We start from the raw sequence: 20,934 nt of genomic DNA, 5'->3' as shown, positions 1-20,934 counted from the left end.
TCGGGGACGTAAGAAGCATAGGCGATGCCGCGACGGATCGCCAAAACACCTTCGCGTGACCCGTCCGGACCCCTGTCCGCACTCCGTTCCGCGGCTCGCCGTCCCCGCTCTCACCCCTCGTCCCCGCTCGCGGACGGCGACCGCGAGGGGGACGGGGACGAGCCGGGACGGACGTCGCCCGGCAGGTGGCGGCTGACCTCCGCCGTGGTGAGGCCGAGGCCGCCGAGCGTGATCTCGTCCCAGGCTTGGAGCCGGTGCGACCTCTGGTCGAGGTAGAGGACGGACGCCTGCACCTTCTGCGGTTCGTCGCCCTCGACCGCCCGTAGGCCGCCGCCGCCGGTGGTGCCCTCGACCATCAGGCGGGTGCCGTGGGGGAGTACGTCGTTGTCGCGCTTGTGGGTGTGCCCGGCGAGTACGAGCGGCACCCGGCCGTCGGTCATGCGCGCGGCCACCGGATTGTGCGTCACGGCGATGTCGACGGGAGTGCCCGCGGCCTCCTGTCGCCGCAGGGCGAAGGCGAGTTCGTCGCCGGCGGCCCGTTCGACCGCGTCCTCCTCGGACTCCACCGAGCGGTCCGGGGTGAACTGCGGGTCGCCGATGCCCGCGAACCGTACGCCCGCCACGTCGATGGGGCTGCCGTCGTCCAGCACGTGCACGTCGCGGCCGAGCTTCCGCATCGCCTCCTGCGTCTCGATCGAGTCGTGGTTGCCGCGGACCCAGACGTACGGGGCGCCGAGGTCGGGGACGGGTTCCAGGAAGCCGTTCTCGGGGGCGGTGCCGTGGTCCATGGTGTCGCCCGCGTCGACGATCACGTCGATGCGGTACTGCTCGACCAGCGACCTGACGATGCTCCACGCCGCCGGGTTGAGGTGGATGTCGGAGACGTGGAGGACGCGGGTGGTGGCCGGGTCGGGCTGGTACGCGGGGAGGGTGGACGTCGCCTCGTAGAGCTTGGTGACGTTGGTGACGAGGCGGGCCAGCTCCTGCTGGTACACGTCGAAGTCGGTGACGATGCTGCGGGCGTCCCCGACGACGGACGGGGCGCTGGCGAGGAGCCCGGTGAACCTCGGCTCCAGTACGGACTTCGGGTTCCACGTCGCGACCGCCGTGGCCGTCGACGCCACCAGCAGCGCCAGCGCGAGGCCGCCCGCCCCGAGCGCGCGCCCCGGGCGCCGGTAGACGACGAGGCCGAGCGCCGTCGCGCCGGAGACCACGGCGACGACGGAGCGCAGCGCCAGGTCGGCGGTGCCCGCGACGACGTCCCGGGCGACCTCCTCCTCCAGACCCTCCAGCCGTTCCGGGTGGTCGACGAGCGCGGTCGAGCGCACGGGGTCGAGCTGGTCGACGTCCACGTCGAGACGTACGGGCGCGTAGTGGCTCTGGAGGCGCAGCGAGCCGAGCGGCGACACGTTGATCTTCGTGCCGCCGGTGAACGACGGGCGCAGCGTCATCGTCGTCTCCATCGGCCCGACGGTCGTACGGACGTTGCCGACGACCAGCAGGCCGAGGTACGCGCCGAGCAGCGCCACCGCCGCCATCCCCAGGGCGCGCACGAACGGGTGCGGGGCGCGGGCCAGGGACAGGGCGGGCGCGGGAGCGCGCGCCGTCGCGCGCCGGGCGTCCGTACGGCGTCCCGCGCGGGCGGTCAGGGCGTGCGCGGCGGAGCGGGCGGCGCGGAACGCGGTACGGGCGGTGCGGGTGGTGCGGGCGGTGGCGGTCTGGAGGGACGGGAGCGGATGCCTTCCTTGCCTTCCGGCCATGTCGCCCCGTATGCCCTGTGCCGCGTGGATTCATGCCCGTTGCCCCCGGGTGGGGGAGCGGGACGCGCGCGGGCCCGTACGGGCGTCCGCGCGGGGCGCGCGGCGTACGGCACCGCGTGGAGGCGCGCGGCATGGTGTGGCGTACGGGCGGTGCGCCTCCGGGGCCGGGTGACCGACAATGGGCGGGTGCTGGAGATGACGCGTGAGGAGTTCGAGGAACTGGTGTCCCGGGCCCTCGACCGGATTCCGCCCGAACTGACGCGGCTCATGGACAACGTGGCCGTCTTCGTCGAGGAGGAGCCACCGCCCGAGGACCCGGAACTGCTGGGCCTGTACGAGGGGACGCCGCTGACCGAGCGCGGCGAGTGGTACGCCGGGGTGCTGCCGGACCGGATCACCGTCTACCGCGGCCCGACGCTGCGCATGGTCGCGGCCGAGGGCGGCGACCGCGAACTGGTCGTCGAGGAGGTCGAGGTGACGGTCGTGCACGAGATCGCGCACCACTTCGGCATGGACGACGAGCGCCTGCACGCCCTCGGCTACGGCTGACCGCCCGGCGCGCGTCCCACCGCGGCGCGTGTCCTCCGGCTGACGGCGGGAGTTGGGCAGGAGGCCCGCATCCGCGCCGCAGCCCCGGAGGTCCCGCCGTGCGCAGAGCCCGTGCCCGAACCCGTGCCCGAAGCGACGAAACCGTTCCCCTCCCGGCCGTACGCGCCGCCACCGCGCCCGCCGCGGCCCGTACCGACGTCCGTACCCGCGTCCGTACGCACGCGCGTCCGTACGGCCGTGCCGTCCGGCTCGCCGCGGTCGTCGGTGCCGCGCTCGTGGTGGCGGCCACCGCCACCGGCTGCGTGTCCGTCGGCGGGGGCGGCGACCGGCAGGCGGACGCGGAGGGACGCCCCGCCCGTACGGCGCCCGACGTCCGCGACGACGCGCGCCGCGTGGACGCCCCGTCCAGCACGGTGCGGCACCGCGACGGTCGTTGGCACCCGGACTTCGGGCACGGGCCCGGCGCGCGCGAGAGCGCCGGAGGGGCGCGCCACGGCGGCGCCGGGAGCCGGGGCGCCGACGCGGACGGGGGCGCGCGCGAGGGCGGCGCCGGGGAGGACGGCGGACGGCGCGGCGGTACGGACGGCGCCTCGGGTACGGGTGCGGCGGCCGGTACGAGCGGGGGCGGCGGCGCGGCGAACGGTGGCGGCGACGGCGGAGCCGCGTCCGGCGGGTCGACGGCGCAGCCCCCGGGCTCCGGGCCGACGGCGAGCAGCGGCGGGTCCGGGGGTGACGGCCCGCAGCCGTCGCCGCCCGTCGACCCGCCGGTGCCGACGGACACGCCCCCGCCGGACCCGTCGTCCGGCGGCGGGGACGCCGGTGCGGGCGGCACGTCGGGCGCGGGCTGACCCCGGAGCCCCAGAACCTCGGAGCCCCGCAGCCCCGCAGCCCCGCAGCCCCGCAGCCCCGGAGCCCCCGGTGGCGTGCGCGGGCGTGCGGTGCGGTGTGCGCGCGGGCGGACGGGGGTGCGCGGGGCGCGTACGGGCAAGGGCGCGCGCCCGTAAGGCGGTTGACGCTCCGACGGTCCCCGCCGTACGCCGCCCCGTACGGCCCCGGTGCCCGTTCCGTGCCCGCCGTCCGCGCGAGCCCGCGCCCGTCCGCACCGTGATCGTCACCACATTCCGTGACGGTCCACCGCCCCCCCGGCGCCCCCCGCGCCACCCGCCCCCGTACGCGTCACCCCTCCCCGTACGGCCCGACCTGCGGCGCAGCCGTCGAGGCGGGTACGGTACGGGGACGGGGACGCGCGCCGGGACCGCTCCGGCGCGTGAGAGGTCATTTGCGCACTACGGCCTGGGGTGCGTATGGTGGTAGATCGTTTGATCCCATTTGCCCGGCGCCATCGCAGAGCGCGCCGTGTGGCGCGTTCCTTTCCAGCCGTGGCCTGATCGCACTGAGGCGATCGTGTGTGCAACACGGAGTTATGGGCGCGTGCCGTGACTCCGGAAGGTTCACATTTCGCATGTCCGTTTCCGCCATTGACGCAGTCCTGCCCGAGGACCAGCTGCCCGAGGACGAGAAGACCGTCACCTTCGGTGACCTCGGTCTCGCCGAGCAGCTCGTCGCCAAGCTCGCCCAGAACGGCGTCACCACCCCCTTCCCCATCCAGGCCGCGACCATCCCGGACGCGCTGGCGGGCAAGGACATCCTCGGCCGCGGCCGTACCGGCTCCGGCAAGACCCTCTCGTTCGGCCTGCCCCTGCTGACCCGGCTGGCCGGCGGCCAGACCGCGAAGCGCCGCCCGCGCGGCCTGATCCTCACGCCCACCCGCGAGTTGGCGATGCAGGTGTCCGACGCGCTCCAGCCGTACGGGGACACGCTCGGCCTCAAGTTCAAGGTCGTCTGCGGCGGCACCTCGATGAGCAACCAGATGTACGCGCTCGACCGCGGCGTCGACATCCTGGTGGCCACGCCCGGCCGCCTGCGCGACCTGGTCAACCGTGGCGCGTGCTCCCTCGACGACGTCGAGGTCGCCGTCCTCGACGAGGCCGACCAGATGTCCGACCTGGGCTTCCTGCCCGAGGTCATCGAGCTGCTCGACCTCATCCCGCAGGGCGGCCAGCGCATGCTCTTCTCCGCCACGATGGAGAAGGAGATCGGCACCCTCGTCTCGCGTTACCTGGTCGACCCGGTGAGCCACGAGGTCGACGCCGCACAGGGCGCCGTCACGACGATGACGCACCACGTGCTGGTCGTGAAGCCGCGCGACAAGGCGCCCGTCACGGCGGCGATCGCGGCGCGCAAGGGCCGCACGATCATCTTCGTCCGCACCCAGCTCGGCGCCGACCGCGTCGCCGAGCAGCTCCGCGAGTCCGGCGTGAAGGCCGACGCGCTGCACGGCGGCATGACGCAGGGCGCCCGTACGCGCACCCTGGACGACTTCAAGGGCGGCCAGGTCAACACCCTGGTCGCGACGGACGTCGCCGCGCGCGGCATCCACGTCGACGGCATCGACCTGGTGCTGAACGTCGACCCGGCGGGCGACCACAAGGACTACCTGCACCGTTCCGGCCGTACGGCGCGGGCGGGCGAGTCCGGCACCGTCGTGTCGCTGGCCCTGCCGCACCAGCGGCGGCAGATCTTCCGGCTGATGGAGGACGCGGGCGTGGACGCCTCGCGCCACATCATCGGGCGCGGCGACGTCTTCGACGACGACGTGGCGCGCATCACCGGCGCCCGCTCCCTCACCGAGGTGCAGGCCGAGTCGACGGCGAACACCGCGCGGCAGGCCGAGCGCGAGGTCAAGGACCTGGAGCGGCAGTTGGAGCGCGCGCAGCGGCACGCGACGGAGCTGCGCGAGGAGGCCGACCGGCTGACCGTGCGCGCCGCCCGCGAGCGCGGCGACGACCCGGACGAGGCGCTGGCCCAGGCGGCGGAGGCGCTGGCGGCCGAACTGGCCGCCGAGGCCGAGGCCGAGGCCGCCGCGGAGCGTCGGCGCGCGGAGCGGCGCGAGCGCAAGCAGGAGGAGCGGGACCGCGAACGGCGTGACGAGCGCGGCTCGTACGAGCGCCGCGACCACGGCGGCGACCGCGGTGACCGTGGCGGGTTCCGTGGCGGCGAGGGCCGCGGGCCGCGCGGCAACGACGCGCGCGGCGAGCGCCGCCCGTACGTCCGGCGCGACGAGCGCGGCGGTGACGGCGGTGGCGCCCGTGGCGGCGCCCGGCCGTACGGCCGGGACCGGCGCGAGGGCGGCGGCGAGCGGGGCGGCTTCCGCCGTGACGACCGCCGCGACAACGACCGTCGCCCGTACGGCCGCGACCGCCGCGACACCAACGACCGCGGCCCGCAGGGCCGTCGTGACGACCACCGTCGCGACGACCACCGCAGCGGCACCACGGGCTCGTTCAACCGTGACGGCGCCGGGCGCGGCATGGACCGCCGTACGGACAAGCCCCGTTGGAAGCGCAACGGCTGACGGCTGAGAACCCCGCGCCGACAAGGCACAATGCCTTCGAGGGGCGGCCCGCGGCGGGCTATGCTGCGGGGGCGGGCCGTTAGCTCAATTGGCAGAGCACCGGACTTTTAATCCGTTGGTTGTGGGTTCGAGTCCCACACGGCCTACCGCGAACGGGAGCCCGGGACGACCTCGTGTCGTCCCGGGCTCCTCGTCGTGCGGGGCGGGCGGGCTGTGGCCCCGCCGCGCGTGCGCGGGTTCAGGCGCCGGTGTACTCGATCGCCGCCAGGTTCCGCTTGCCGCGCCGCAGCACCAGCCAGCGGCCGTGGAGCAGGTCGTCGCGGGTGACGACGGCGTCCTCGGCGGTGACCTTGGCGTTGTTCACGTACGCGCCGCCCTCCTTCACCGTGCGGCGCGCGGCCGACTTGCTGGCGACGAGCCCGACCTCGGCGAACAGGTCGGTGACCGGGCCGAGTTCGTCGGTACGGGCGTGCGGCAGCTCGGAGAGCGCGGCGGCCAGGGTGGCCTCGTCGAGACCGGGCAGGTCGCCCTGTCCGAACAGCGCCCGCGACGCGGCGATCACCGCGGCGCACTGATCGGCGCCGTGCACCAGGGTGGTCAGCTCCTCCGCGAGCGCGCGCTGCGCGGTACGTGCCTGCGGCCGTTCCTCGGTCAGCTGCTCCAACTCCTCCAGTTCCGTACGGGACTTGAACGAGAGGATGCGCAGGTAACGGGAGATGTCGCGGTCGTCGGTGTTCAGCCAGAACTGGTAGAACGCGTACGGCGTGGTCATCTCCGGGTCGAGCCAGAGCGTGCCGGTCTCCGTCTTGCCGAACTTGGTGCCGTCCGCCTTCGTCATCAGCGGTGTCGACAGCGCGTGCGCGACGGCGTCCGGCTCCAGCCGGTGCAGCAGGTCGAGCCCGGCGGTGAGGTTCCCCCACTGGTCGCTGCCGCCGGTCTGGAGGGTGCAGCCGTACCGCCGGTACAGCTCCAGGAAGTCCATGGCCTGGAGCAGCTGGTAGCTGAACTCCGTGTAGCTGATGCCCTGGTCGGACGCGAGGCGCTGGGCGACGGAGTCCTTGGTGAGCATCTTGTTGACCCGGAAGTGCTTCCCGATGTCGCGGAGGAAGCCGATGACGGTCATGTCCGCGGCCCAGTCCAGGTTGTTGACCATGGTCGCGGCGTTGTCGCCCTCGAAGGAGAGGAACGGTTCGATCTGCGCGCGCAGCCGGAGCACCCACCGGGCGATGGTGTCCGAGTCGTTCAGCGTGCGTTCCGCCGTGGGGCGCGGGTCCCCGATGTGGCCGGTCGCGCCGCCGACGAGCGCCAGCGGCCGGTGCCCGGCCTGCTGGAGGCGGCGGATGGTGAGCACCTGCACCAGGTGGCCGACGTGCAGGCTGGCCGCGGTCGGGTCGAAGCCGCAATAGAAGGTGACGGGGCCGTCCGCGAGCGCCTTGCGCAGTGCTTCCTCGTCAGTGGAGTGGGCGATGAGCCCGCGCCATGCCAGCTCGTCGACGATGGCCGTCACGGTCCTGTGCCTCCTGGGTGGGTGTACGGGTGGGGTGTACGGGTCCACGGCATCGGCCGGGCCGGGTGCCGCGCCCGGACGGCCAGTCTAGGGTGCGGCGCCCGGCGGCGGCCTCCGCGTTTCCGGGGGCGGCCGGGGGTGGCCGGGGCGCCGGGAACGGCCGGGGTGGCCGTACGCCCCGCGCGCCCGCGCCCGTACGCTCCCCGCGCCCGCGCCCGTACGCCCGCGGGTCAGTCCAGGCCGCGCGCCACCCGGAAGCGGTTCAGGCCGTCGGTGAGGTCGACGATCGGCTCCGGGTAGTCCAGCGCGCGGCGCTCCTCGGCCGGCAGCTTCCAGGGGGTGTGCACCCTGCCGCCCCGGAGGGCGTCGGTCGCGGCGAGTTCGGGGACGTAGCGGCGCACGTAGCCGCCGTCCGGGTCGAAGCGTTTGGCCTGGGTCAGCGGGTTGAGCACGCGGTTGGGGCGGGTGTCGGTGCCGGTCCCGGCCGTCCACTGCCAGTTGAGCTGGTTGTTGGCGATGTCGCCGTCCACGAGCAGGTCGAGGAAGTGGCGGGCGCCGACGCGCCAGTCGACGTAGAGCGTCTTGGTGAGGAAGCTGGCGGTCAGCAGCCGTGCGCGGTTGTGCATCCAGCCCTCCTCGCGCAGCTGCCGCATGGCGGCGTCGATGACCGGGTAGCCCGTACGCCCCTCGCGCCACGCCGTCGCCGCCCGCTCGTCGCGCCGCCAACTGTCGTGCCGCGTGCGGTAGTCGGCGTACGACGCGGCGGGCCGCGCCGCCAGCACCTGCCGGTGGAAGTCGCGCCACGCGAGCTGCCGTACGAACGCCTCCGCGCCCGCCCCGCCGCGCGAACGGGATCGCGCCACCAGCTCCGTGGCGGACAGCGTGCCGAAGTGGAGGTGCGGGGAGAGCCGCGACGTGGCGTCGCCGGGGAGGTCGTCGTGGCGGTCCTCGTACGCGTCGACGCCGTCGCTCGTCCACCGCCGGAACCGCTCCCGCCCCTCGTCCTCGCCGCCGGGCGCCAGCCGCGGCGACACGTCCGCCACGTCGGAACGGGCGGGCAGCGCGCCGGACTCGGCGCTCTCCGGTACGGATACGGCGCGGGGCGCGGGGAGCACGTCGCGCGGGCGTTCCCCCTCCCAGCGCCGGAAGTACGGGGTGAAGACCGCGAAGTGGTCCTTGCCCTGCGGGGTGACGGCGCCGGGCGCCAGTACGCAGGTCACCGCGTCGTGGACGTGCAGCCGCCTGCCGTCGGCCTCCAGGGCCTCGCGCAGCCGCCGTTCGCGGCGGTGGGCGAAGCCGCTGACGTCGGCGGCGACGTGCACGTCGCGGGCGCCGGTGGCGTGCGCTACGCGGCAGGTCTCGGCGACCGCGTCGCCCTCGCGGACGACGAGTCGGCCGCCGCGTGCGCGCAGGCCCGCGTCCAGGTCGTGGAGGCAGTCGGCGAGGAAGGCGCGGCGGTTGGGCGCGTCGAACCCGGCGGCGCGCACGCCCTCGTCGCGGACGAACAGCGGCACCACCTCGTCGGCGTCGCGCTGCGCGGCACGCAGCACCGGGTTGTCGTGGAGCCGCAGGTCGGCGGTGAACAGGGCGATCGACACGGACAAGGCGTCACGTCTCCGGGGGTGGTGGGGGCGGGGCACCGGGTCGGTGGGGGACGCGGGTGCCGGTAATGCCGGAACAGCGTACTTCGCCGCGGATGTGCCGTGCCCGCGCGCCGCCCCGCCGGTACGCGAAGCCCGCGCCGGTACGCGCGCCCGCGCGCGTACGCCCGGCCCCGCGCCCGTACGCCCTCAACCGCCGTCCCGCGCCGCCGCCTTCGCGATGTTGCGCGCCATCCCGCCGAACACCAGCCCGTGGAACGGCGCGACGCTCCACCAGTACAGGTGCCCCGCCAGCCCCCTCGGGTGGAACAGCGCCCGCTGGAGGTAGACGGTGCGGCCCTGCCGGTCGTGCGCCGTACGCAGCTCCAGCCAGGCCAGCCCCGGTACGCGCATCTCCGCGCGCAGCCGCAGCAGCCGCCCCCGTTCGATCTCCTCGACGCGCCAGAAGTCCAGCGAGTCGCCCGTACGCAGCCGGGCCGCGTCCCGCCTGCCGCGCCGCAGGCCGACGCCGCCGACGAGCCGGTCCAGCCAGCCGCGTACGGCCCAGGCGAGGGGGAAGGAGTACCAGCCGTTGTCGCCGCCGATGCCCTCGATCACCCGCCACAGCGCGTCCTCCGACGCGTCGACGCGGTGCGCCCGCCGGTCGGTGTAGAGGCTGCCGCCCGCCCAGTCGGGGTCGGTGGGCAGCGGGTCGCTGGGGGCGCCGGGGACGGAGGCGGACGTCCAGCGGGTGGTGACGTCGGCGTCCCGTACGCGCTGGAGGGCCAGCTCCAGGGCCCGGTCGACGCCGACGAGGCCCTCCGGCGGCTCGGGCACGTACCGGGCGAGGTCGTTCTCCCGGCACACGACCTCGTGCCGCAGGGACTCCGCCAGCGGCCGGGCCAGCGATCGCGGCACCGGCGTGACCAGGCCGACCCAGTGGCTGGAGAGGCGCGGGGTGAGCACGGGGACGGCCAGGATCAGCCGGTGGGGCAGCCCGGCGACGGCGGCGTAGCGCTGCATCATCTCGCGGTACGTGAGGACGTCCGGCCCGCCGATGTCGAACGCGCGGCTGACGTCCGCGGGCAGCAGCGCGCACCCGACCAGGGCCCGCAGCACGTCCCGTACGGCCACGGGCTGGACGCGGGAGCCGACCCAGCTGGGGGTGACCATCACGGGCAGCCGTTCCGTGAGGTAGCGCAGCATCTCGAACGAGGCCGAGCCGGAGCCGATGATGACGGCCGCCCGCAGCACCGCCGTCGGCACCCCCGACTCCAGCAGGATCTCGCCGACCTCGGCGCGGGACCGCAGGTGGGGCGAGAGTTCGCGTTCGGGCACGCCCTCGGGGGTGAGGCCGCCGAGGTAGACGACGCGGCCGACGCCCGTGGCGCGCGCCTCGGCGCCGAAGGTGCGGGCGGCCTGCCGGTCGGTCGCCTCGAAGCCGTCGCCGCCGCCGAGGGCGTGCACCAGGTAGTAGGCGACGTCCACGCCGCGCATCGCGTCCCGTACGGCGTCCGGGTCGGTGACGTCGCCCTCGACCACCTCGACGTCCGCGGCCCAGGGCTGGTCGCGCAGCTTGGCGGGCGTACGGGCCAGGCAGCGCACGCGGTGCCCCGCGGCCAGCAGCTCCGGTACGAGGCGGCCCCCGATGTAGCCGCTGGCGCCCGTGACCAGGCAGTGCCGTGGCGCCGTGTCCTCGTCCGTGTGCCGTGTGCGCCCGCCCTGCTCCGTACCCATGCCCGTCTCCTCTCCGGGCCCGCGTCGCTCGCCCGCCCGTACGGACCAGGTGACCGCGAAGCCCGGTTTCAGTCTCCACGCGCGGCGGGACGCGGCGGCGGGGCCACGCGGGGCGGGCGCACGGGGGTGTACGTACGGGCGCGGGCGTACGTACGGGGGAGGCGCGCGCGTCAGGGCAGCGGCGGCCCGTCCGTCGCCTCCTCCTCGCGCGCGCGGGACGGTTTCTCGCGCCGCAGGCGGGTGGCGCGCAGGGACGCCAGCAGCGCGAGCCGTTCGGCGGCGGGGCTGCCGGGCACGGCGGTGTAGACGAACATGCGCGGGCCGGGGCTGCCGGGCAGCGGGTAGCTGCCCCACTCGACGGCGATCTCACCGACCTGCGGGTGCCGGAACAGCTTCGTCCCCTGCACCGTCTCGCGCACGTCGTGCCGGGCCCACAGCTTGCGGAAGTCCGCGCTGCGGATGCTGAGTTCACCGATGAGGGTCGTCGCGCGCGGGTGCGTCGGGTCGGTGGCGACGGCGGCGCGCAGCATCCCGATGTACTGGAGGGCGGTCGCCTCCCAGTCGGGGCAGCGCAGCCGGGTCTCGGGGTCGTGGAAGAGGGAGGTGAGCATGTTGCGGTGCTCCGGCGGCTCCAGCCGCGGGTCACCGAACAGCTCCTCGGCCAGCGCGTTCCAGGCGAGCAGGTCGAGGTGCCGCCCCAGCACCACCGCCGGGGCGTGCAGGGCGTCCAGCAGGTGCCGGGTGGCGTCCGGCACGCGCTCCGGCGTACGCCGCTTGCGCGCGCGCTGCGGGCGGCGCGCGGCCTGGGCGAGGGCGAAGAGGTGGCGGCGCTCGGCGTCGTCGAGGTCCAGGGCGGTGGCGAGGTCGTCGAGGACGGTGTCGGAGGGGCGTACGTCGCGGCCCTGCTCCATCCGCTGGTAGTAGTCGGTGCTCAACCCGGCGAGCAGCGCGATCTCCTCGCGCCGCAGCCCGGTGACCTTGCGCCGGGGTCCGGGCTCCAGGCCGACGTCCTCCGGACGCAGCCGTCCGCGCCGCGCGCGCAGGAAGTCACCGAGTTCACGGGCGAACGAGCGGTCGGCAGCCATGGGGACAGTGTGCGCGTACCGGCCCCGCCGAAGGTAGGTCCCGCACTCCTAGGGAGGGGAGTGCGACCACGTACCGGCGGGCCGTTCCTACGATGGTCGCCAGCCGCCTCACCCCACCACTTCCTGGAGCTGCCCGCCATGGCCGAATGGACCGAACGCGACATCCCCGACCAGAGCGGCCGGGTCGCGGTCATCACGGGTGCCAACTCCGGCCTCGGTCTCGTCATGGCCACCGAACTCGCGCGGCACGGCGCCCGCGTGGTGCTCGCCGTACGCCGCGTGGAGGCGGGCGAGGAGGCGGCCGACGGCATCCGGCGGGCCGTGACCGGCGCCCAGGTGGAGGTGCGGCGCCTGGACCTCGCCTCGCTGGCCTCCGTACGGGACTTCGCCAAGGAGGCCACCGCCGACCTGCCCGTGATCGACCTGCTCGTCAACAACGCGGGCGTGCTGCACATGGGCGACCGGCAGACCACCGAGGACGGCTTCGAGGCGATCTTCGGCGTGGCGGTCCTCGGCCACTTCGCGCTCACCGGGCTGCTCCTCGACCAGCTCCGTACGGCCGAGGCCCCGCGGGTGCTGAACCTCAGCTCCGTCTTCCACAACAAGGCGCACCTCGACGTGAACGACCTCATGTCGGACAACGACTTCGGGCCGCGGCGGGCGTACGGGCGCTCCAAGCTCGCCAACACCGCGCTCGCCCTCGAACTCGACCGCCGCCTGCGCGAGGAGGGCAGCCCGGTGGCCAGCGTCCTGGCGCACCCCGGCATCTGCCGCACCAACTTCAGCCCCCGGGCGTTCGAGACCGCGGGCGTGGTCGCGCGGAACCTGGACGCGATGGTGCAGTCGACGTTCCCGTCCGTGGAACGGGGCGCGCGCTCCCTGCTGTACGCCGCGACCGCGCCCGAGGCGAAGGGCGGGCGCTACTACGGGCCGTCCGGTTTCCGGGAGTTGCGCGGCCCGGTCGCCGAGGCCCGCGTCAACCCGCAGGCCGCCGACCCCGCGTTCCGCAAGGAGCTGTGGAGCGCGGCGGAACGGCTCACCGGGGTCTCGTACCTCTGACCCGTACGACCCTCCCCACCCCACCTCACCCTTTTCCTCCTGGAGCTGCCCGCCATGGCCGAATGGACCGAACGCGACATCCCCGACCTGAGCGGCCGGGTCGCGGTCGTCACCGGCGCCAACTCCGGCCTCGGGCTGGTCACGGCGACCGAACTGGCGCGGCACGGCGCCCGCGTGGTGCTCGCAGTACGCCGGGTCGAGGCGGGCGAGGAGGCGGCCGACGGCATCCGACGGACCACGCCGGGCGCCAAGGTCGAGGCCCGGCACCTGGACCTCGGCTCCCTGCGGTCCGTACGGGACTTCGCCAAGGAGGTGGACGGCGACTTCCGGGCCGTCGACGTGCTGGTCAACAACGCCGGGGTGCTGCACCTCGGGCCGCGCCGTGAGACGGACGACGGCTTCGAGGCCCACTTCGGCGTCAACGTCCTGGGCCACTTCGCCCTCACCGGCCTGCTCCTCGGCGCCCTCGGCCGGGCGGAAGCCGGGCGCGTCGTCGGCCTCAGCTCGACGTCGCACCGGGGCGCCCGCCTCGACCTGGACGACCTGATGGGGCGCCGGGGCTTCAAGCCCCGCCAGGCGTACGGGCGTTCCAAGCTGGCCTGCACCGTGCAGGGCCTGGAACTGCACCGGCGGCTGGAACGCGCCGGTTCGCCGGTCCGCAGCGTCCTGGCGCACCCCGGCATCTGCCGTACGAACCTCAGCACGCGCGCGTTCGAGGACAAGGACCCGGTGTCGCAGGCCATCGACCGGGCGACGCAGCGGGTGTTCCCCTCCGTACAGGGTGGCGCGCGCCCGCAGTTGCACGCGGCCACCGCTCCCGGCGTACGCGGCGGCCTGCTCTACGGGCCGTCCGGCTTCCGGGAGTTCCGCGGCCCGGTCGCCGCGACCGAACCGGCCCCGGCCGCCACCGACCCGGAGACGGGGCGGCGGCTGTGGGAGGCGGCCGAGGAGCTGACCGGGGTCCGCCACCCCTGAACCCCTGGCTCCGTCTCTCCGGGGAAAGGGAGACGGGGCCAGGCTCCACGTGGGCGGGGCGCGGTACGGCGGGGGCGCCGTACGGCGGGGGCGCGCGGGGTCAGCCGCGCGGTACGGGGCCGATGGCGCGGCCCGCCCACTCCGGCGCCGCCTCGGCCAGCACCTCGAAGCGGGCGCGTACGTCGGCGGGGAACGGCGTCGCGCCCGCGGCGCCCACGTGGACGCCCAGCAGCTCCGTCACGGCCACCGGGCGCGCGGGGTCGCCCGTACCGGGGGCGTCGTCCGTACCGGCGGGGTCGTCCGTACCGGCCGCTCCCGTACCGGCGGCGTACATCTCGTGCCCGAAGCGCAGCCGCTTCCCGTCCACGCCGAACACCCGCGTACGGACGCGGAGTTCGGTGCCGTCGCGCACCTCGCGCAGATAGCGCACGTGCGCCTCGGCGGTGTAGAGGGAGCAGCCGGTGGCGTCGCGGTACGCGGCGTGCAGGCCGGTCGCGTCCATCATCGCGTCGGTGGCGTGGCCGAAGACGAGCACGTAGTACGCCTCGCTGAGATGGCCGTTGTAGTCGATCCACTCCGGGCGGACCCGCTCGGTGAACTCCGCGAGCACGCCGCTCACCCCGCGCTCCGCCGGGGCGGCTCCGGCAGCCTGCCGGTGGCGCGCAGCACGTCGATCACGCCCTGGTCGCGTTCCGCGACGAGGTCCGCGTGCGACCGCCCGGCGGCGGCCTCCGCACAGCCGTCGACCATCCCGTCGTACAGCTTCCGGTCCAGCTCCGGAGCCTCCAGCCGCGTCCACGGCGACTTCAGCGACTCCCCGAAGTGGTCCAGCATGTGCGCCATCCCGCCCTCGCCGCCCGCGAGCGCGAACGTGAGGCACGGCCCCATGAACGCCCACCGCAGGCCCGGCCCTTCGGTGATCGACGCGTCGATGTCCCGTACGGTCGCCTCACCGTTCGCCACCATGTGCAGCGCCTCGCGCCACAGTGCCTCCTGGAGGCGGTTGGCGACGAAACCGGGCAGTTCGCGGTCCATGGTGAGGACGGACTTGCCCGCGGCCTCGTAGAAGCGGGCGGCCCAGGCGACGGCGTCCGGGTCGGTCCGTTCGCCGCCGACGACCTCGACGAGCGGGATCAGGTACGGCGGGTTGAAGGGGTGGCCGACGACGAGGCGGCCGGGGTCGGCCGCGGTGGTCTGCATGTCGGTCATCGGGTAGCCGGAGGTGGACGAGGCGACGACGACGCCGGGCGGGGTCGCCGCGTCCAGCCGGGCCAGCAGGTCGCGCTTCAGCTCCAGCTTCTCCGGGGCGCTCTCCTGTACGAACTCCGCCTCCGCGCACGCCTCTTCGAGCGTCGGCGCGACCTTCAGACGGGCGGGGTCGGCGCCCGGGGCGAGCCCGAGCTGGGTGAGCGCGGGCCAGGCGGCCTCGACGAGCCGCCGCAGCCGGGGCTCGGCGTCGGGCGCCGGGTCCCAGACGGTCACGTCGTAGCCGCGGGCGAGGAAGTGGGCGGCCCAGCCGCCGCCGATGACTCCGGCGCCGACGCACGTCACGCGCGCGACGTCGGCGGGATCGGGTCGTGCCATGGTGACTGACTCCTTGCGGGGGACGGGTACTCGGGACGGGGACGTGTCGACGGGCGGGCCCGACGGGCGGGCGCTCAGCGGGGCTTGAGGCCGAAGCGTTCCCGCGCCGCGTCGGGTCCCGCGACGGACGCGCCCAGCGCCTCGACGAGGGTCACGGCGCGCTCGGTCAGCTGCGCGTTGGTCGCCTTCACGCCACGGCTGAGGTAGAGGTTGTCCTCCAGCCCGACCCGTACGTTCCCGCCCAGCAGCACCGACTGCGCGACCCACGGCATCTGCATCCGGCCCAGCGCGAAGCTGGCCCACTGGGCGCCCGGGGGCAGCATGTTGACCATCGACTGGAGCACCTCGGGCTCGGCCGGGGCGCCCCACGGGATGCCCATGCACAGCTGGAACAGCGTCGGCTCGTCCAGCAGCCCCTCCGCGTGCAACTGCTTCGCGAACCACAGCTGCCCGGTGTCGAAGATCTCCAACTCCGGTCGTACGCCCAGCTCCTGGATCAGCCGGGCGCCCTTCCGCAGCATCTCGGGCGTGGAGATGTAGAGGTTGTCGCCGAAGTTCAGCGAGCCGCAGTCGAGGGTGCAGATGTCCGGCAGCAGGTCCTGCACGTGCGGCAGCCGCGCCAGGCCGCCGACCAGGTCCGTACCCTCCAACGCGCCCTTCTCCAGCGGCTCGTCGGCGTCCAGCACCAGGTCGCCGCCCATGCCCGCCGTCAGGTTGATCACCACGTCGGTGCCGGTCTGGCGGATCCGGTCGACGGTCTCGCCGTACAGCTTCGGGTCGCGCGAGGGCGCGCCCGTCGCGGGGTCCCGTACGTGGATGTGCACGACGGCCGCACCGGCCGCCGCCGCCTCGACGGCCGACGCGGCGATCTGCTCGGGCGTGACGGGCACGTGCGGGCTGCGTCCGACGGTGTCGCCGGCGCCGGTCAGGGCGCAGGTGATGATGACGCTGTCGTTCATGGGCATGGGGCACCTCCGGGGCGTGGGGCGGTCGTTGCGGGGCGTCGGGGCGGGCAGGGCGTCGGGGCGTGCGGGGGCCGGGTGCAGGGGGCCGGTCGTACGGGTGCGGGGGCGTGAACGGTCAGTCGTGCGGGGTCAGTTCGGTCTCGACGTGGGCGAGCAGCGCGGCCTCCATCTGCTCCGGCCCGGTCCCGCCCGGGTCCGTGCCGGAGCCGGTGCCCGTCTCCGGGTCCGCGCCGTACGCCTCGGTGGCCAGCACCTGGGACGCGAGCCCGTCGATGAGCGCGGTGAGGCGCAGCGCGGCGGACTCCGGATCGGTCTCCGGGCGGAACACGCCCTGCGCGACCCCGCGCCGTATGACGTCCGCGACGGTCGTACGCCACTGCCGGTAGTAGTCGACGTGCAGCCGCCCGGTGGCCGTCGAACGGGCCGCCTCCGCCCACAGGTCGAGCCACACGCGCCACTGGCGGCGGCGCTGTTCGGTGTACGGGGTCTGGAGCGCGATCAGCTGCCACAGCTCCTTGTGCGCGTCCTCCTCGGCGGCGACGCAGGCGGCGCGGGCCGCGGTGTCCTCGTCCATGCACCAGCGGATCGCCGCTTCGAGCAGCTCGGCGCGGCCGGGGAAGTGGTAGTGGACGGCCGCGCTGCTGGTGCCGCAGGCGGCGGCGATGTCGGCGACGCGTACGGCGTGGAAGCCCTGTTCGGCGACGAGCCGCACGGTCTCGCGGACGATCTGGAGCGGGCGCCCGCCGGTGGGGACGGCGACGGGGGCGGGTGCGGGGGCGGCTCCGGCGGCCCGCGCGGAGCCCGTACGGGGGGTGGCGCCGGCGCTCGTACCGGCACCCGCGTCCGTACCCGTACCCGCGTCCGTGCCCGTACCCGCGTCCGTGCCGAGGAGCCAGCCCGCGTCCACGTCACCGACGTCCGCGACGCGCGCCAGCTCGGCCGCCGTGAAGCGGCGGCTGCCGCCGAGCGAACGCGACAGCTTCGACGGGTCCATGACGATCCGCCGCGCGAACTCGCGCTGGCTGCACCCGGCGCGCGCGATCACCTCGCGCACCCGGGCCGCGACGTCGGTGGCCCGCGCGGGCGGGTCCGGTGCGTACCGCATGCCCGACACCGTAGCGACGCGTTGAGATAATCGCAACGGGTGTCCCGCTGCTGACGCGCAGAAGAGGCGGGTGTTGCGGTACTGGCTGACACATCAGTCAGTACCGCAACACCCGTCCCGTACGTCCCACCGCCCGCTATCCGCCCAGCGCGGCCCGGCTGTACTCGTCCCAGATGCCGACCGCCATCCGCGCCTGCGCCTTCGTGAGCGCCGCCTGCTCGCGGGACCGGTGCTCCTCGCCGAACACGCCGACCACGGTGGCCAGTTCGGGCGAGTAGCCGACGGACCACGCCGCCTTGTCGTCGTCGGACGGCCCCGACACCAGCGCGGCGGGCGTCGGGGGCACGGCCGTCCCGGCGGGTGCCATCGCCCGCCGCGTCGAGGAACCGCCGTCCGCCGGGCGGCCCTTGCCGGTGCCCTCGCCGTACGGAGCCTCAAACGGGCCGTACGGTTCGTACGGTCCGTCGGGGCCGGACGGTACGGGCATGCCGCCGATGCCGTTCGTGATCGAGTCGGCCGTCTCGCGCGCGACCGCCCTGCCGCCGACCGCGTCCCGCAGCTCGACCCGTTCCCCGCCGCGTACTGCGGACTCCACCAGCGACGGCGTGACCTTGTCGCCGTGCCGCCCCAACGTCGCGTACACACCCGCCAGTTCCATCGGGCTGACCCCCAACAGGCCCAGTTCCGTAGCCCGTTCCGCGTCGTACCTCTCGGTGTCGGGGTGGACGCCGAGGTCCACGGCCGTGTCCCGGACCAGTTCGTGCTCGGGCACCCGTTCCGCCGCCCGCCCCGCGCGCGGCTCCGCCTGCCGCGTCTTCCGTTCCAGCGACGCGGCCAGGCTGATCGCGTGGAAGGCGGGGCCCGCCTGGTAGTCGGCGCGGGTGGCGTTGTTGAGGTAGTGCCGGGTGTAGTCCCGGCCGCCGTACAGCGCGACCACGTGCCCCGTCTCCGGGGCCACCGAGACGGCGCCCGCCTGCACGTCGCGACTCGCCCCGCCGCCGCTGCCCTTGTTGGGGCCGTTCTCGCCGTCCCGCTCGCCATCGCTCTCGCCGTCGAGGCGGCGCGCGACGGCCCGTTCCAGCGCCTGCTGCCGCTCGCGGTCGAGGGTGAGGGTGATCGTCCAGCCACCGGCCGCCAACTCCTGGTCGCTGACGCCCGATTCGAGCAGCTCCTGCCGGGCGGCGTCCACGAAGTACCCGGACTGCCCGCTCAGTCCGGGCCCCGGCTCGGGCGCGGTGGGCTCGGGGAAGCGCATGCCCTTCCGCTCCTTCCCGTCGAGCCAGCCCTTGTCCACCATGTTGTCCAGCACGTAGCCCCAGCGCGCCTCGACGTGCCGCCGCCCGGCCGGGCTCGCGGTGGCCCAGTCGTACCGGCTGGGGGCCTGGAGGAGCGCCGCGAGGTACGCGCCCTGCGGGACGGTCAGTTCCTCGACGTTCCGGTCGTAGTACGCGCGGGCCGCGGCCTGGACGCCGTACGCGACGCGGCCGAAGTAGCTGGAGTTGAGGTACCCGGCGAGGATGTCGTCCTTCGACTTCCGCCGGTCGACCTTGAGCGAGATGACCATCTCGCGGACCTTGCGGCTGAGGGTCTGCTCCTGGCTCAGGTAGTAGTTCTTGACGTACTGCTGCGTGATCGTCGAACCGCCCTGAGTGCCCTTGCCCAGCGCGGTGTTGACCACCCCGCGCGCGAGGCCGACGGGGTCGAGACCGGCGTCCTCGTAGAACGACTTGTTCTCCGCCGCGATGAACGCGTGCCGCACGCCCTCGGGCACCCGCCCGATCGGTACGGTCTCGCGGTTGATCTCGCCCGTGCGGGCGGCGACGGTGCCGTCGCTGTAGAGGTAGACGTTGCTCTCCGCGCGGGCCTGCTCGTTGGCCTCGGGGACGTCGATGGACACGTACAGCACCGCGAACGCGGCCGTCGGCAGGAGCAGCAGCGCGAGGCCCACGGCGAGCAGCTTCCGCCAGGTGAGGAGCCGCCGGAGGCGACCGCGGGTGCCCGCCCCGCGCGCGGGGGCCGTTCCGTCGGCCGTGCCCACCGGGGCCGTTCCGTCGGCCGTACGTGCCGGGGGCGCCGTCCGTACCGCGTCCGGCCCTCCCCCCGCTTCGGGGCGCTTCCTGTGCCGCGCGAGCCGGGCTGTGGGGTGCCACCTGTTCCGCATGCCGCCACCCTCGGACGCGAAGATCTTGGTGCGGGCAAGGGAACCCGTCGGCGGCTGCTCAGAGGTGTATCAACCGTGTATCGGTGGCCCCTCGGTCGCGGGCAGCCGTACGGTGGCGACCGCTCCGCCGTCCGCCGCGTTCCCGAACTCCAGGGTGGCGCCCAGGACTTCGGCCTGCCCGCGGGCGATCGTCAGCCCCAGCCCGTGCCCACGACCCCGCTCGGCGGCGCCCGTACGGAAGCGCTGCGGCCCGTCCCGCAGCAGGTCCTCCGGGTAGCCGGGGCCGTGGTCGCGCACGGTCACCGTGCGGCCGTCCGCCGAGACCGTCACCTCGACGGGCGGGTGGCCGTGCCGGTCGGCGTTGAGCAGCAGGTTCGCGACGACGCGTGCCAGGCGGCGCGGGTCCGTCCACACCTTCACGGGCTCGTCGTCCACCGTCCGTACGCCGTCCCCCGGTTCCCCGTCCTCCGACTCCCCGTCCCCCGGCTTCCCGCCGACCGTCGCGGCCGCGCGCCGGTCCGCGCCCGTACGCCCGCTCGCGCCCGTTCCCGTACGCCCTCCCGCGCGCGGCGGCTCCGTGCGGAGCGACGCGCGCACGCCGGTGCGCGCCACCGCCTCCTCCACCAACGGCCCGACGGCGCACGCCGTCAGGTCCGCGTGCTCGGCGTGCGCGTCCAGCCGCGAGATCTCCAGCAGTTCGTCGACGAGCGTGCTGAGCACCCGAGAGCGGTCCCGTACGTAGCCCACCGCCTCGTCGTCCGGCAGGAGTTCGGCCGCCGTGACCAGGCCCATCAGCGGGGTGCGCAGCTCGTGCGCCACGTCCCCGGTGAACCGCTGCTCGCGCCGCAGCCGTTCCTGGAGCGCGGCGGCCATCGAGTCGACGGCGCCGGAGATCTCCGCGATCTCGTCGTTCCGGCGGGGCTTCGCGTCGATGCGCGCGTTCAGGTCACCGGCCGCGATCCGCCGCGCCGTTCCCGCCGCCGTACGCAGCTTCCGGCTCATCCGCCCCGCCGTCACCGCGCCCAACGGCAGGACGACGGCGGTCGCGACCAGGCCCGCGACCACGATGTTGGTGTCGAGCGTGCCGATGTCCCGCATGCTCGTGCGCATGTCGACGCGTACGGACAGCACCCGGCCCCCGGCGGGCCGCGCGGCCCACATCGCGGGGCCGCCCGGTCCGTCCGTGAACTCGCTCCCGTACCGCCCGTCCGCCACCAGCTCCCGCAGCCCGTCCGGCACGTCGGGGGAGTCCAACTCGGCGCCCGAACCCCGTACCTCACCGGTACGCGCGTACGCGTCCGCCGCCCGGTCCAGCGTCGTACGGGCCGCCTGCCGCGCCTGCGACAGCTCGTGGCCGCGCGACGCCTGGTGCACGAGTACGCCGACCGCCGCCGCCACCGCGCACGTCGCCGCCGCCACCAGGGCGATGATCCGCCACCTGAGGGCCATTTC

Annotated in this window: 16 protein-coding genes and 1 tRNA gene; 6 read left to right on the top strand and 11 right to left on the bottom strand. The window is 74.9% G+C overall.

Translation table 11 applies throughout. The features are described 5' to 3' along the window. Positions 1 to 110 precede the first annotated feature (110 nt). Positions 111 to 1,538 carry a metallophosphoesterase gene (locus tag D7M15_RS12880; protein ID WP_240649634.1) on the bottom strand — a complete coding sequence of 476 codons (1,428 nt, stop codon included), beginning with the start codon at positions 1,536 to 1,538 and terminating at the stop codon, positions 111 to 113. A gap of 408 nt (positions 1,539 to 1,946) precedes the next feature. Here D7M15_RS12880 and D7M15_RS12875 point away from each other — a divergent pair, with 408 nt between their 5' ends. From D7M15_RS12875 to D7M15_RS12860, 4 genes are all read left to right on the top strand, one after another. Then, positions 1,947 to 2,309, top strand: a complete 363-nt coding sequence (locus tag D7M15_RS12875) for a metallopeptidase family protein (protein WP_206337361.1) — start codon at positions 1,947 to 1,949, stop codon at positions 2,307 to 2,309. A 98-nt stretch (positions 2,310 to 2,407) separates the two neighbouring features. Continuing rightward, complete coding sequence (locus D7M15_RS12870) at positions 2,408 to 3,157, top strand: hypothetical protein (protein ID WP_121517639.1); 750 nt, start codon at positions 2,408 to 2,410, stop codon at positions 3,155 to 3,157. Positions 3,158 to 3,771: 614 nt separating this feature from the next. Continuing rightward, positions 3,772 to 5,724, top strand: coding sequence for a DEAD/DEAH box helicase (locus D7M15_RS12865; RefSeq protein WP_121517638.1), 1,953 nt, complete (start codon positions 3,772 to 3,774; stop codon positions 5,722 to 5,724). Positions 5,725 to 5,797: 73 nt separating this feature from the next. Next, positions 5,798 to 5,870: transfer RNA gene (locus D7M15_RS12860), tRNA-Lys, on the top strand. A 92-nt stretch (positions 5,871 to 5,962) separates the two neighbouring features. Here the strand turns inward: D7M15_RS12860 and tyrS are convergent. From tyrS to D7M15_RS12840, 4 genes are all read right to left on the bottom strand, one after another. Then, entirely contained in the window at positions 5,963 to 7,231 is a 1,269-nt protein-coding gene (gene tyrS, locus D7M15_RS12855; protein WP_121517637.1) for a tyrosine--tRNA ligase, read from the bottom strand. Between the two features lie 230 nt (positions 7,232 to 7,461). Then, a complete protein-coding gene (locus tag D7M15_RS12850) occupies positions 7,462 to 8,835 on the bottom strand; it encodes a deoxyribodipyrimidine photo-lyase (protein ID WP_121517636.1) in 1,374 nt (457 codons plus the stop codon). 186 nt (positions 8,836 to 9,021) lie between these two features. After that, on the bottom strand, positions 9,022 to 10,548 hold the full coding sequence (locus D7M15_RS12845) for an SDR family oxidoreductase (RefSeq protein ID WP_121517635.1): 1,527 nt from the start codon (positions 10,546 to 10,548) through the stop codon (positions 9,022 to 9,024). A 170-nt stretch (positions 10,549 to 10,718) separates the two neighbouring features. Continuing rightward, entirely contained in the window at positions 10,719 to 11,633 is a 915-nt protein-coding gene (locus D7M15_RS12840) for a helix-turn-helix transcriptional regulator (protein ID WP_121517634.1), read from the bottom strand. A 138-nt stretch (positions 11,634 to 11,771) separates the two neighbouring features. Between D7M15_RS12840 and D7M15_RS12835 the strand changes: the two genes are divergently transcribed. Then, entirely contained in the window at positions 11,772 to 12,692 is a 921-nt protein-coding gene (locus D7M15_RS12835) for an oxidoreductase (RefSeq protein ID WP_121517633.1), read from the top strand. A gap of 54 nt (positions 12,693 to 12,746) precedes the next feature. Then, positions 12,747 to 13,667 carry an oxidoreductase gene (locus D7M15_RS12830; RefSeq protein WP_121517632.1) on the top strand — a complete coding sequence of 307 codons (921 nt, stop codon included), beginning with the start codon at positions 12,747 to 12,749 and terminating at the stop codon, positions 13,665 to 13,667. A gap of 100 nt (positions 13,668 to 13,767) precedes the next feature. Here the strand turns inward: D7M15_RS12830 and D7M15_RS12825 are convergent, their stop codons facing one another. The 6 genes from D7M15_RS12825 to D7M15_RS12800 form a co-directional block, all read right to left on the bottom strand. After that, entirely contained in the window at positions 13,768 to 14,286 is a 519-nt protein-coding gene (locus tag D7M15_RS12825; RefSeq protein ID WP_121517631.1) for a thioesterase family protein, read from the bottom strand. Then, positions 14,283 to 15,251, bottom strand: coding sequence for a 3-hydroxyacyl-CoA dehydrogenase NAD-binding domain-containing protein (locus D7M15_RS12820; protein ID WP_121517630.1), 969 nt, complete (start codon positions 15,249 to 15,251; stop codon positions 14,283 to 14,285). Before D7M15_RS12820 ends, D7M15_RS12825 begins: the two co-directional genes overlap by 4 nt. 74 nt (positions 15,252 to 15,325) lie before the next feature. Then, positions 15,326 to 16,216 carry a 3-keto-5-aminohexanoate cleavage protein gene (locus D7M15_RS12815; RefSeq protein WP_206337360.1) on the bottom strand — a complete coding sequence of 297 codons (891 nt, stop codon included), beginning with the start codon at positions 16,214 to 16,216 and terminating at the stop codon, positions 15,326 to 15,328. Positions 16,217 to 16,331: 115 nt separating this feature from the next. Beyond that, the gene (locus tag D7M15_RS12810; protein ID WP_121517629.1) at positions 16,332 to 17,321 is read right to left on the bottom strand and encodes a TetR/AcrR family transcriptional regulator; all 990 of its coding nucleotides are present in this window, start codon (positions 17,319 to 17,321) and stop codon (positions 16,332 to 16,334) included. A gap of 136 nt (positions 17,322 to 17,457) precedes the next feature. Continuing rightward, positions 17,458 to 19,359, bottom strand: coding sequence for a transglycosylase domain-containing protein (locus D7M15_RS12805; RefSeq protein WP_240649288.1), 1,902 nt, complete (start codon positions 19,357 to 19,359; stop codon positions 17,458 to 17,460). Between the two features lie 192 nt (positions 19,360 to 19,551). Continuing rightward, positions 19,552 to 20,931 carry a HAMP domain-containing sensor histidine kinase gene (locus D7M15_RS12800; protein ID WP_121517628.1) on the bottom strand — a complete coding sequence of 460 codons (1,380 nt, stop codon included), beginning with the start codon at positions 20,929 to 20,931 and terminating at the stop codon, positions 19,552 to 19,554. Between the last annotated feature and the right edge of the window lie 3 nt (positions 20,932 to 20,934).

The organism is Streptomyces sp. Z26 (assembly GCF_003665095.1).
GTDB lineage: Bacteria > Actinomycetota > Actinomycetes > Streptomycetales > Streptomycetaceae > Streptomyces > Streptomyces phytohabitans.
The sequence above is the reverse complement of the archived record's forward strand: the minus strand, read 5'-3'. Positions and strand labels throughout refer to the sequence as shown.